Annotated in this window: 10 protein-coding genes; 4 read left to right on the top strand and 6 right to left on the bottom strand. The window is 60.7% G+C overall.

Annotation, left to right across the window (positions count from 1 at the left end; translation table 11 throughout):
- Positions 1–222: 222 nt before the first annotated feature.
- Complete coding sequence (locus AB4N44_RS10930) at positions 223–1860, top strand: 5-guanidino-2-oxopentanoate decarboxylase (RefSeq protein ID WP_460108946.1); 1638 nt, start codon at positions 223–225, stop codon at positions 1858–1860.
- Positions 1860–3308: an aldehyde dehydrogenase family protein gene (locus tag AB4N44_RS10925; RefSeq protein ID WP_460111710.1), complete on the top strand. Its 1449-nt coding sequence runs from the start codon at positions 1860–1862 to the stop codon at positions 3306–3308. Before AB4N44_RS10930 ends, AB4N44_RS10925 begins: the two co-directional genes overlap by 1 nt.
- 319 nt (positions 3309–3627) lie before the next feature.
- On the opposite strand, the gene AB4N44_RS10920 is transcribed toward AB4N44_RS10925, so the two are convergent.
- A complete protein-coding gene (locus AB4N44_RS10920; RefSeq protein WP_127929558.1) occupies positions 3628–4557 on the bottom strand; it encodes an AraC family transcriptional regulator in 930 nt (309 codons plus the stop codon).
- A 397-nt stretch (positions 4558–4954) separates the two neighbouring features.
- Between AB4N44_RS10920 and AB4N44_RS10915 the strand changes: the two genes are divergently transcribed.
- Together AB4N44_RS10915 and AB4N44_RS10910 are read left to right on the top strand one after the other, a co-directional pair.
- A complete protein-coding gene (locus AB4N44_RS10915) occupies positions 4955–5308 on the top strand; it encodes a putative quinol monooxygenase (RefSeq protein ID WP_127929557.1) in 354 nt (117 codons plus the stop codon).
- Between the two features lie 43 nt (positions 5309–5351).
- The gene (locus AB4N44_RS10910; protein ID WP_038366794.1) at positions 5352–5594 is read left to right on the top strand and encodes a hypothetical protein; all 243 of its coding nucleotides are present in this window, start codon (positions 5352–5354) and stop codon (positions 5592–5594) included.
- Positions 5595–5598: 4 nt separating this feature from the next.
- On the opposite strand, the gene AB4N44_RS10905 is transcribed toward AB4N44_RS10910, so the two are convergent.
- From AB4N44_RS10905 to AB4N44_RS10885, 5 genes are all read right to left on the bottom strand, one after another.
- Positions 5599–6228 carry a flavin reductase family protein gene (locus tag AB4N44_RS10905; RefSeq protein WP_160041611.1) on the bottom strand — a complete coding sequence of 210 codons (630 nt, stop codon included), beginning with the start codon at positions 6226–6228 and terminating at the stop codon, positions 5599–5601.
- A gap of 275 nt (positions 6229–6503) precedes the next feature.
- Positions 6504–6779, bottom strand: a complete 276-nt coding sequence (locus AB4N44_RS10900) for a hypothetical protein (protein ID WP_127929556.1) — start codon at positions 6777–6779, stop codon at positions 6504–6506.
- A 382-nt stretch (positions 6780–7161) separates the two neighbouring features.
- The gene (locus AB4N44_RS10895; RefSeq protein ID WP_007912608.1) at positions 7162–8481 is read right to left on the bottom strand and encodes an MFS transporter; all 1320 of its coding nucleotides are present in this window, start codon (positions 8479–8481) and stop codon (positions 7162–7164) included.
- Between the two features lie 384 nt (positions 8482–8865).
- Complete coding sequence (locus AB4N44_RS10890; RefSeq protein WP_127929555.1) at positions 8866–10194, bottom strand: sigma-54-dependent transcriptional regulator; 1329 nt, start codon at positions 10192–10194, stop codon at positions 8866–8868.
- Entirely contained in the window at positions 10194–11954 is a 1761-nt protein-coding gene (locus tag AB4N44_RS10885) for an ATP-binding protein (protein ID WP_460108950.1), read from the bottom strand. Before AB4N44_RS10885 ends, AB4N44_RS10890 begins: the two co-directional genes overlap by 1 nt.
- Positions 11955–12000 lie beyond the last annotated feature (46 nt).

The following is a 12000-nucleotide window of genomic DNA, read 5'->3' as shown; positions in this document are numbered from 1 at the left end:
CCAAGGCATGACGTGAGGACATGGCTAGTATGACTTTTAATCGATTGTTGCCGCTACCTGCCGACCGTTCCAATGAAGCCATTCCACGGTCCCTGTGGGAGCGAGCCTGCTCGCGAAAGCGGTTTCATATTCAACAAAGATGTTGGCTGATCCGACGCTTTCGCCAGCAGGCTCGCTCCCACATTGGTTCTGTGTCTTCAGCGAACAAGAAGGGCAATCGACATGGCGACGTGTGGCGAAGTACTGGTCAAGTTACTCGAAGGTTACGGGGTCAAGCAGGTGTTCGGCATTCCTGGCGTACATACCGTCGAGCTGTATCGCGGGCTGGCCCGTTCGAGCATCAACCACGTCACCCCACGGCATGAGCAAGGCGCCGGTTTCATGGCCGACGGTTATGCGCGCACCAGCGGCAAACCGGGTGTGTGCTTCATCATCACCGGGCCAGGCATGACCAACATCACCACGGCGATGGGCCAGGCGTATGCCGATTCGATCCCGATGCTGGTGATCTCCAGTGTGCAATCTCGCAGTCAGTTGGGCGGTGGGCGCGGCAAGCTGCACGAATTGCCGAACCAGAGTGCACTGGTCGCAGGTGTTGCGGCGTTCTCGCATACCTTGATGTCCGCCGCCGAATTGCCGGTGGTGCTGGCGCGTGCTTTTGCGTTGTTCCAGGCCGGCCGTCCACGTCCGGTGCACATCGAAATTCCGTTGGACGTGCTGGTCGAAAACGCCGATGAATTGCTCGCCAGCGTACCGGTCAATATCGACCGCGCCGGCGCTGCGCCAGCGGCCGTCAAATGCATGAGCGAGCTGCTGGCTGAAGCCAGACGTCCGCTGATTCTGGCTGGCGGCGGTGCCATCGACGCAGCGCCAGAGCTGACCAGACTTGCCGAGTTACTCGACGCTCCGGTGGCGCTGACGATCAATGCCAAAGGCATGCTGCCGGGCAACCATCCGCTGCTGATCGGTTCGACCCAGACGCTGGTTACCACCCGCGCGCTGGTCGCCGATGCCGATGTGGTGTTGGCCATTGGCACCGAACTGGCCGAGACCGATTACGACGTCACTTTCGCTGGCGGTTTCGAGATTCCCGGCAAACTGCTGCGTATCGATATCGACGCCGATCAGACCGTGCGCAACTACCCGCCGCACCTGGCGCTGGTGGCCGATGCGCGCAACGCCGTGCAGGCCTTGCTGGATGCGCTGTCGCAGGGAAAACTCGGTGAGCGCAGCAGCGATTGGGGCCAGGCTCGTGCCGGCAAACTGCGCGCCGAACTGGCTGCGAGCTGGGACGCGCCGACCCTCGCGCAAACCCGCTTCCTCGACACCGTACTCGAAGAGCTGCCCAACGCCGTGTTCGTCGGCGACTCGACGCAACCGGTGTATACCGGCAACCTGACGTTCAACCCGGATCACCCGCGCCGCTGGTTCAACGCCTCGACCGGCTACGGCACACTCGGCTACGCCTTGCCGGCGGCGATTGGCGCCTGGCTAGGCGGTAAAACCGACCAAGGCGCGCGGCCACCGGTGGTGTGCCTGATCGGCGACGGTGGCCTGCAATTTACTCTGCCGGAACTGGCCAGCGCCGTCGAAGCGCGGGTGCCGGTGATCGTCCTGCTGTGGAATAACCAGGGCTACGAAGAGATCAAGAAGTACATGGTCAACCGTGCCATCGAGCCGGTCGGCGTGGACATCTACACCCCGGATTTCGTCGCTGTGGCGAAGGGCCTCGGCTGCGCGGCTGAAGCGATCAGCAGCATCGAACAACTGCGCAGCGCGTTGCGTAGTGCAAGCGATCGTCAGGGCCCGACCTTGATTGAAATCGACCAGAGCCAATGGATGAAGGCGGTGGCGCAATGATCAGTTTCCCGACCACACTCGACGGCCTCTACATCAACGGCCAATGGTCGGCCGGCCGCGAACATCTGCGGGTGATCAACCCGGCCACCGAAGCGCTGCTGACCACGGTCAATGGCGGTGACGAGCACGCCGTCGACCAAGCCGTTGCGGCCGCCAGCGAAGCGTTCAAAAACTGGTCGCAAACCAGCGGTGCCGAGCGCGGCGCGATCCTGCGCAACATTGCCAATGGCGTGCGCAATGGACGCGAGCACTTGATGAACCTGCAATCGAGCAACAACGGCAAACCGCAGTTCGAAGCGGCCATCGACGTCGACGATGTCATCGCCACGTTCGATTATTACGCCGAACTCGCCGAAGGCCTCGACGCCAGACAGGACAGCAACGTGCCGCTGCCCAGCGATGATTTCAGCGCACGTCTGCGCCGCGAACCGTGCGGAGTGGTCGGGCTGATCGTGCCGTGGAATTTCCCGATGGTCACTACGGCGTGGAAACTCGCGCCGGCCCTCGCCGCCGGTTGCTGCGTGGTGCTGAAACCGTCGGAAGTCACGCCGCTGCCGGAGCTGGAACTGGCGGCAATCATCGCGGAATCGGGTCTGCCAAACGGCGTGTTCAATCTTGTCTGCGGCACTGGGCTGGCGGTCGGTGCGCCATTGTCGGCGGATCCGCGTATCGCCAAGATATCCTTTACCGGCAGCAATGCGGTCGGCGTGCAGGTGATGCAGCGTGCGGCGGAAACGGTGAAGGGCGTCAGCCTGGAGTTGGGCGGCAAATCTTCGCTGCTGGTGTTGGCGGATGCTGATCTCGATCTGGCGGTCGAGCTGGCTTGTGGCGGCGCGTTTTTCAATGCCGGGCAAATGTGTTCGGCGACCAGTCGTGTGCTGGTGGCTGATGAGCTGGAAGAGCAATTCCTCCGTCGCTTGCAGAAACGTGCGCAGGCCATTCGTGTGGCCGATCCGTTCGATGCGGAGGTGGAAATGGGTGCGCTGGTCAATCAGGCGCAGTACCAGCGAGTGCTTGGGTACATCGATCGTGGCTTGAGCGCGGGTGCGCGATTGATCTGCGGCGGCAATCGCCCGGCGGAACTGCCGCGCGGCTATTTCTTGCAGCCGACAGTGTTTACCGATGTGCCGCTGGACAGCGCGCTGTGGTGTGAAGAAATTTTCGGGCCGGTGTTGTGTGTGCGCAGTTTCACCACTGAAGCACAGGCGATTGCCTTGGCCAATGACACGCGGTTTGGTTTGGTAGCCAGTGTGGTGACGAACGATGCCGCTGCGGCGGACCGCGTGGCCAATGCCTTGCAGGCGGGGATGGTATGGATCAATGCACCGCAAGTGATATTCCCGCAGGCGGCGTGGGGCGGGTACAAGCAGAGCAGCATTGGTCGTGAGTTAGGGCCTTGGGGGTTGGCGGCGTTTCAGGAGCTCAAGCATGTGATTCGGGCGGTGTAAAAGCCGACCCTCACCCCAGCCCTCTCCCGGAGGGAGAGGGAGCCGACCGAGGTGTCTGGCGCTGTCCATCGACCTGAAAAATCCAGTCGATTATGGATTGGTCAAAGCACTTGGAAAGCCGACCCTCACCTCAGCCCTCTCCCGGTGGGAGAGGGGGCCGACCGCGGTGTCCGGCGATGTTCGCCGATGTTCGCCGACCTGAAAAATCGAGTTGATTATGGATTCAAAGCGAATCGTTCAAGTCGGTGAACCTCTCCAATATTCCCCATTCAGTCCCCTCTCCCTCCGGGAGAGGGCTAGGGTGAGGGGCTTCTAACGGTCACACCGAAAGCCGCAACCGCGCCAAATCCCTTAACGGCGGCGCACCAAACAGCCGGCTGTATTCACGGCTGAACTGCGACGGACTCTCATACCCCACCCGATACCCCGCCGCCGACGCCTCAAGCCCTTCGGCCAGCATCAAACGCCGCGCTTCCTGCAAACGCAACTGCTTCTGATACTGCAGCGGACTCATCGCCGTCATCGCTTTGAAGCGGTGATGCAAGGTCGACACGCTGAGGTTCACTTCTTTCGCCAGATCATCAATGCGCAATGGCTGTTCAAAGTTGCCGTTCAACCATTTGATCGCCTGACTGATGCGATGGCTCTGACTGTTGGCAATCGCGATTTCATACAAACGATGCCCCTGCGGACTGCGCAGCAGGCGATAAAGAATCTCCCGGCGAATCAGCGGCGCGAGCATGGCGATGTCTTTCGGCGCATCGAGCAGGCGCGCCAGACGCAACACGGCATCGAGCATGGAACTGTCGATCTGCTCGACATACAAACCACGCCCGGTCGGCCGGGTCGGCACGCCCATGGGGCCAGCGTCGGCGATCAGTGCGGTGATTTCTGTCGGGTCGATATCCAGGCGCACGGCGAGGATCGGTTCTTCCGGTGAGACATTGACCACGCGCCCGCTCAACGGCATCGAAACCGACACCACCAGATAATTCAGCGGGTCGTAATTGAAGTACTCATCGGCCAGCCGCACCTCTTTGCGTCCCTGCGCCATGATGCACAGCGCCGGTTGCGCGAGCACCGGGGCAAAGTCGTGGGATTTTGTGTGGCGCGACATGAACAGCGAGCCGATGGCGGTCTCGTAGCTGCCATCGTCAGTTGTGTTGCGGCGGATGATCGCCGCCAGTTCCGCGCGCTGTTTTTCCATGTCAGCGCTGGGTTCGGCTTGAAAACGATCGAATGACGTCATGCACGGCATCCTCGGCAGGGGAGGTGGAATGGAGCAGAGCATATGTTTGTGCAAGCGCCAGCGGTAGACACATCCTGCGAAATGCTTGCCTGATTCTGCCCCGGGGTGTTCCCGCGCCTGTCGCGATCCAACCCTGTAGGAGCTGCCGAAGGCTGCGATCTGTTGATCTTCAAGGCAAAATCAAAAGATCGCAGCCTTCGACAGCTCCTACACAAAACGCGCATGACAGACGTGTGACGCAGTTTTACAGGTTGTTACAGGTTCTGGATGCAGTCTCGCAGGATTGTGCAACGCGGCGGCAGGAATCGACTAACGGCAGAGTTCACGTGGCCCTTAACCTTTGATCCTGTCGCAGCCCGTCCCCCGGCTGCCACGCGACTCCCTGGGAGGGTTGAACATGTCCAAGCAGATTCCCGTCAGTCATATGGCCTTCGTTCGAGCGCGCGCCGGGCGTTCGGCGGAACTCGGTGTACGCCTGAGCGCGTTGATCGATCCGTCCCGCGCCGCCCCCGGTTGCCTGAGCTTTGCCTTGCAGCATTCGCAGTGTGATCCCGAGTTGTGGCTGATCTCCGGGTTCTGGAGCAGTCAGCAAATGATGACCAACTATTTCAACAGCCCGTCGATGGAAATCTTCGCCGAGCTGGTGCAGGAACTGGTGGTCAACAGCCTCGACTTCCACACCTTCAAGGACGTATCGGCGGCGCAAGCCCTCGGTCAATGCCCGGCACCGGTACACAAACTCGTCGGTTGAGGGTTTAATGTCCGGCTTATTTGTCTGAGCCGGGATGTGTGACATGGCACGTAAAGAGTTCGAACACTTCGAAGCAGTTTCCGCAGTCGTCCCCGTCGAGCTGGGCGGCAACAAGGGCTATCACGCGGCAATCGCGGTCAAGGCCCTGGTCGATGGCGGTGCACCACGCTTTCACAAGCTGCTGAATGATCAGGTCTTCCCCGGTGCTATCGCCGCCGACGAGGCTGCCATCAATGAACTGGATAACCTCAAAGGCGTCACTGAAGACGCCGAGTTGATCTGGTAAGGCGTTACTTGTTGGCGCCCGGACGCCACATCTTGAACAGGGCCTCAGGCCCCAGCTGGAAGTAATCCGCCGGCCCGCCGCCGCGCAGAATCGGTTCTGCCGCGGCGGTGTCGTAGATGCCGTCCTTCAACAGCCACTTGGCGATGTGCACGGCGACGACTTCGCCGAGGATCAGCCAGCTCGGCACCGTCTCGCCATCGGCACGCTGCAATTGAATGATCTGTGTGACCTGGCACTCGAAGGACACCGGGCTTTCGGCGACCCGTGGCACTGAAATCACTTTTGACGCAACGGTCGTCAATCCCGCCAATTCAAACTCGTTGACCTGCGGCGCGACCATCGCGCAGCTCTGGTTCATCTGCTCGGCCAGCGGGCGGGTGGCGAGGTTCCAGACGAACTCGCCGGTCTGCTCGATGTTGTTCAGGCTGTCTTTGCGCCCGACGCTGGAGAAACCAATGATCGGCGGAATGTAGTTGAAGGCGTTGAAGAAACTGTACGGCGCCAGGTTCAACTGGCCGTTGGCATCCTGTGAAGAAATCCAGCCGATCGGGCGCGGACCGACGATGGCGTTGAACGGATCGTGGGGCAGACCGTGGCCGTTGGCGGGTTCGTAGAAGTGGATGTCATCGGGCATGGTGGGTGATCCTGGAGAGTGCTGAGTCAGGTGGCCAATAGTGCAAGTACACGCCGCATATTTCCAGCCAGACACCGATATTCCAAGCTATGAAATTCCCCTGTGGGAGCGAGCCTGCTCGCGAAAGCGTCGGGTCAGTTGCATTGATATCGCCTGACACGACGTCTTCGCGAGCAGGCTCGCTCCCACAGGGTTTGATGTGAACTCAGGAGATTGTCATCCCGCAGAAATGACTAAGCCCGGCCGAAGCCGGGCTGTGAGAGGACTGCTGATACTTAGCTGATAGCCGCGGCAGTGCCGGTTTTATCGAAGCCGTCAGCCGCGACCGTTTTACCCAGGTTGGTTTTGTCGAAACCATCGGCAGCAACAGCTTTGCCAATATTGGTTTTATCAAAACCGTCAGCGGCATAAGTGCCGGTGTGGCTGGTTTTGATGGCGGCGCTGGCGCCGTTGATGAAGTCGGCGGATTTGGTTTTGTCCGAGCCGTCGGCGGCGAAGGTGTTGGCGGCCAGTACGGACAGGGTCAGGGCGAGGATCAGTTTGGTTTTCATGTCGGTTACTCCAGATTCGTTGGCGGGTGTGTCTTGCATGTGTTTAATGCTACGCCAACTAAATTGATTAAAAAGCGCAAATTAATGCTGAAAACAATCGATTAACTTGATGTTAAGGGCGGCGCATTGAATTCGCTTTCGTCGTCGGAGCGAGCGTCGCGCAGGTCATCGATCAGGTGATTGCACAATGAAGGGGCAGCATTAATTAGCGATTAATCGCTTGGCAGCGGATGTGAGGAATTATTCATGCAGGTCTGGATAACGCGGTGACCCCAATTGCGAGCAGGCTCACTCCTGCATTTGGAATGTTTTCCCCTGTAGGAGTGAGCCTGCTCGCGATAGGGCCAGAACAGCCACCATTACAGTGGCTGTGAACACCTGATCAGTCAGTAACGATGCGCGAGTGCTTCTGGGTGTCCTTCATGGTGATGTACACCAGCAACGACACCGCGATGCACGCCGTCACATACCAGTAGTAACCGGTTTCCATGCCGATGCTCTTGAACCACAGCGCGATGTATTCAGCGGTGCCGCCGAAGATCGACACGGTCAGCGCATATGGCAGACCTACGCCCAGGGCGCGGATTTCGGTCGGGAACAGTTCGGCTTTCACCACGGCGTTGATCGAGGTGTAGCCGCTGACGATGATCAGTGCCGCCATGATCAGGAAGAACGCGCCCCACCAGGTCTGGATGGTGTGCAGGGTCATCAGGATCGGCACGGTGAAGATCGTCCCCAGTACACCGAAGGCGATCAGGATCGGACGACGACCGATCTTGTCCGACAGGCCACCGATGATCGGTTGCAGGCACATGAACAGGAACAGCGTGGCGGCAGAAATGGTGGTCGAGTCGGAGATGCTCATGCCGACCGTGTTCACCAGATACTTCTGCATGTAGGTGGTGTAGGTGTAGAACGCCAGGGTGCCGCCCATGGTCAGGCCGACCACGGTCAACAGCTCTTTGGGGTGGCGCATCAAGGTGCGCATGGCGCTTTCCTTGGACTTTTCTTTCTTGGTGAACGACTCGGTTTCTTCCATGCCGCGACGCAGGTACAGCGCCACGACCGCACACAGCGCACCGATGGCGAACGGAATACGCCAGCCCCACGCGTACAGCTGTTCAGTGGTCAGCACGTTCTGCAGCACGATCAGTACGCCGAGGGCGATGAGCTGGCCGGAGATCAGGGTCACGTACTGGAAGCTGGAGAAGAAGCCGCGACGTTCCTTGGTCGCCATCTCCGACAGATAGGTCGCCGAGGTGCCGTATTCGCCACCGACCGACAGGCCTTGCAGCAGACGCGCGAACACCAGCAGGATCGGCGCGCCGATGCCGATGGTTTCGTAGTTCGGGCTGAGGGCGATCAGCAACGAGCCGAAGCACATCAGGTAGACCGAGGCCATCAGGGCTTTTTTGCGTCCGACCTTGTCGGCGTACATGCCCATCAGCCAGCCACCGATCGGGCGCATCAGAAAGCCGACGGCGAAAATCGCAGCGGTGTTCATCAGTTGGGCGGTGGTGGAACCGGCAGGGAAGAAGGTTTTCGCGAAGTACAGGGAGAAGGCGGCATACACATACCAGTCGTACCACTCGACCATGTTGCCGACGGAACCGCTGAAGATCGATTTGATCCGGCTGGCGGTGGTTCTTTCTTTGGCGGGCACGGCAGCCGACCCAAGAGGCAGGGCGTTGGAGTTATCCATTGAAGGATCCTTCGTTTAATTGTTTTTGTGGAGCGCGTAGAAACGCAGCCTGCGAGGGCTATAGCAGGAGGTGTGCCAACGGGGGGAGGGCCGGTTTAGAGGGGATGGCAGACCTGACTGAGCGGGATATCGCCGAAGGATCTGGTTTGATGAGCGGATTTCCGCTTATTGGGGCTGAGATCAAAAAGCCCCTCACCCTAGCCCTCTCCCGGGGGGAGAGGGGACTGACCGAGTGGATTATTCGAGGTCCACCGACTTGAGATATCGAGTCGAACTCAGGTTTTGAACAGCACAAAGATCGGCTCCCTTCCCCCTCGCCCCCTTGGGGGAGCGGGCTGGGGTGAGGGGGATGGATTCAGCCACACCAAAAATCCCGACCCTGCCTCACTCAGCCAAAAACATCTCCCGACTCAACCCATGCCGCTGCATCTTTTCATTGAACGTGCGGCGCGGCAGTTGCAGTTCTTCAAGCACCGCTTTCACATCACCCTTGTGCCGGGTCAATGCTGCACGCAGGCATTGCGCTTCAAACGCCTCCTGTTGCGCCGCCAGCGATTGCCCCGGATCAATCCCCGGTGCCGGCTCGTCCAGCCCCAACACTTGGCGTTCGGCAACGTTCGCCAGTTCGCGCACGTTGCCCGGCCAGTCGTGGCTGAGCAGATGACTCAATTGCGCGCCGCTCAAGGGTGGAAAGGTACGCCCCAAGCGTTCAGCGGCATTGTGGGCGAAGGTTTCGAACAGCAACGGAATGTCTTCACGACGATCGCGCAACGGCGGCAAGCGCAGCTCGGCGACGTTCAGGCGATAGGCCAGATCCTCGCGAAACCGCCCGGCCCGAGCCTCGTCGAGCAGATCCGGTTTGGTCGCCGCGACAATCCGCAGATCGACACGAATGCTCTGGTTCGAACCCAGCCGTTCAAGCTTCTGCTCCTGCAATACGCGCAGCAGTTTCACTTGTTGGGCCAGCGGCATGCTTTCGATTTCATCCAGAAACAAGGTGCCGCCATCGGCGTACTCCAGCTTGCCGATGCGCTTGCCCGAGGCACCGGTAAACGCGCCGCTCTCGTGACCGAACAGCTCGGCCTCGAACAGCTGCTCAGGGATCGCCGCGCAGTTCAGCGCCACGAACGGTTTGTCCGCTCGGGGGCCAAAATCATGCAGGCAACGCGCGACCAGTTCCTTGCCGCTACCGGTTTCACCACGGATCAACACGTTGACCGGCAGCGTCGCCAGATCCAGCACCTGCCGGCGCAACGTCTGTAAACCACGGGACACGCCGAGCAGGGTCGCATCGAGTTTCGCGCGGTTGTCGGCCTGCTCGTGCAGGGCGCGGTTCTCCAGAATCAGACGGCGTTTGTCCAGCGCCCGGCGCAAGCTGCCGAGCAGGGTTTCCGGGCTGAACGGTTTTTCCAGAAAGTCGTAGGCACCGTCGCGCATCGCTTCGACGGCCATCGGTACATCGCCATGACCGGTGAGCAGGATCACCGGCAGATCGGCATCGCGTTTCTGCACTTCGGCCAACAGCGCCAGGCCACCCATGCCGGGCATGCGCACATCGCTGAGGATTACCCCGGCAAAGTGCGCGGGCAGGGCGGCGAGGCAGTCTTCGGCGCGGCTGAACAACTGCACCTCGAAGCCCGACAGGCTCAGCCACTGCTCGACGGCGCTGCGAATGCTGCTTTCGTCATCGACCACCATTACCGAGTTAAGCATCAGATGTGTGCCTCCAGATCGATCGGCAAAGTCAGGCTGAACACCGCGCCGCTGTCGCCATTCTCGGCGCTCAGACGGCCGCCGGATTCATGCACGATGGCGAAGGATACCGCCAACCCGAGGCCCAGGCCGTCGCCCACCGGTTTGGTGGTGAAGAACGGATCGAACACCTGGCCCAGATGATCTTCGGCGATGCCGCCGCCATTGTCGCTGACGCTCAGACGCCACAGTTGCTCATCGGCTTCCAGACGGATTTGCAGACGCTTGCACGCTTTGCCCTGCATCGCATCAAGGGCGTTGCGCAGCAGGTTGATCAGCACCTGTTCGAGACGAATCGCATCGCCGCGCACCCACGCCGGACGGGTCAGGTGCAACACCAGACTGACCTGTTCGTCGCGCAGCCGCGCATCGAGCAACTGCAGAGATTGATCGACCACCGTCGCCAGATCCAGCCGCTCGCGCAAGCCGCTGGGGCTTTTGCGCGCGAAAGTCTTGAGGTGGCCGGTGAGGGCAGCCATGCGCGTGAGCATGTCATCCACCGGTTTCAAGGCTTTATAGGCATCGTCGACGCGGCCATGGTCGAGCAGCAGGCGCAGAGTCGCCAGTTGCATGCGCTGGGCGGTCAGCGGTTGATTGATTTCGTGGGCCAGCGCGGCGGACATCTGACCGAGCGCGGCGAGTTTGGCCGATTGCACCAGACCGTCCTGCGCGGTGCGCAAGTCGCGGGTGCGTTCTTCCACCAACTGCTCCAGTTCCTCGCGGTTGCGCTGGCGGATTTTCGACAGGCGCCAGCGCTGGTTGAGAAACAGCAACAGAAACACCAGTGCCAGCCACACCCCGGCGGCGGCGAGGCCGGCGTTGCGCAGATCTTCGAACGCCACTTGCGGATGACGCAGCAGGTGCAGGGTCCAGCCTTCGGCACTCAGTGGCAGCGATTCCCACAGATAATCCGCCGTGCCTTGCGGGCCTTCGACGCGGCGCAGATCGCTGTTGTCATCGAAGCGGCGCAGCGACAAGTGGGTCAGGGGCACCAGCGATTGTTTGTCGTATTGACGCGTGGCCTTGATCTCGGCCATGTCACTGGCGCTCAACGGCCGCAGCGCGCGATAGCGCCAGCCGGGTTGGTTGGCGATGAAGATGATGCCGCGCGCGTCGCTGACCAGCAGCGTGTCATTGCCCTGACTCCACTCCCGCTCCAGTTCGGGAAATTCCAGCTTGACCACCATTGCCCCAAGAAACTCGTCGTTATCACCAAGTACGGCGCTTGAGAGGAAGTAGCCGGGAATGCCGCTGGTCACGCCCACGGCATAAAAACGCCCGGTGCCTTGGGTACGGGTCTGGCTGAAGTAGGGGCGGTAACCGTAATTGTGGCCGACGTAACTGCTCGGCAGACGCCAATTGCTGGCGGCCACGGCGAGGCCGGTGTGATCGAGCAGTTCAAGGGTCGAGGATTGTGCCGCACCGTTGATCTTCTCGAGCTTCAGGTTCAGCGCCGCCTGTTCGTCGGCATCGACCGCTCCGGCCAGCGCCGCGCGCAATTGCGGGTCCAGCGCCAGCACGGCGGGCAGGGCGCGATAGCGGTCGATCAGGGTGTGCAGGGAATTGGCGTACAGCGCCAGTTGCTGGTTGGCGCGGGCCGCGTCTTCCTCCAGCGCCTGACGTTCGGCGTGGCGGATCGCAAGCGTAGCGGCAAGCGCCGCGCCGGCGATGATCAGCAGGGTATACAACGACAGACGCAAGGTACGGGAAGTCGGCAGCATGCTGGGCGCAGGGATAAGGACGGGCAGGCACCTTACCATGTGCACT

The sequence above is a fragment of the Pseudomonas sp. S3_C06 genome (genome assembly GCF_054667675.1).
Note: the sequence above shows the minus strand (reverse complement) of the source record. Positions and strands in the feature narration are given on the sequence as shown.

Bases quoted from the DNA above. Each gene is read 5' to 3' on its own strand.
- AB4N44_RS10930 (WP_460108946.1), top strand. From the start codon at position 223: ATGGCGACGTGTGGCGAAGTACTGGTCAAGTTACTCGAAGGTTACGGG.
- AB4N44_RS10920 (WP_127929558.1), bottom strand. From the start codon at position 4,557: ATGACGTCATTCGATCGTTTTCAAGCCGAACCCAGCGCTGACATGGAA.
- AB4N44_RS10915 (WP_127929557.1), top strand. From the start codon at position 4,955: ATGTCCAAGCAGATTCCCGTCAGTCATATGGCCTTCGTTCGAGCGCGC.
- AB4N44_RS10910 (WP_038366794.1), top strand. From the start codon at position 5,352: ATGGCACGTAAAGAGTTCGAACACTTCGAAGCAGTTTCCGCAGTCGTC.
- AB4N44_RS10905 (WP_160041611.1), bottom strand. From the start codon at position 6,228: ATGCCCGATGACATCCACTTCTACGAACCCGCCAACGGCCACGGTCTG.
- AB4N44_RS10900 (WP_127929556.1), bottom strand. From the start codon at position 6,779: ATGAAAACCAAACTGATCCTCGCCCTGACCCTGTCCGTACTGGCCGCC.
- AB4N44_RS10895 (WP_007912608.1), bottom strand. From the start codon at position 8,481: ATGGATAACTCCAACGCCCTGCCTCTTGGGTCGGCTGCCGTGCCCGCC.
- AB4N44_RS10890 (WP_127929555.1), bottom strand. From the start codon at position 10,194: ATGCTTAACTCGGTAATGGTGGTCGATGACGAAAGCAGCATTCGCAGC.
- AB4N44_RS10885 (WP_460108950.1), bottom strand. From the start codon at position 11,954: ATGCTGCCGACTTCCCGTACCTTGCGTCTGTCGTTGTATACCCTGCTG.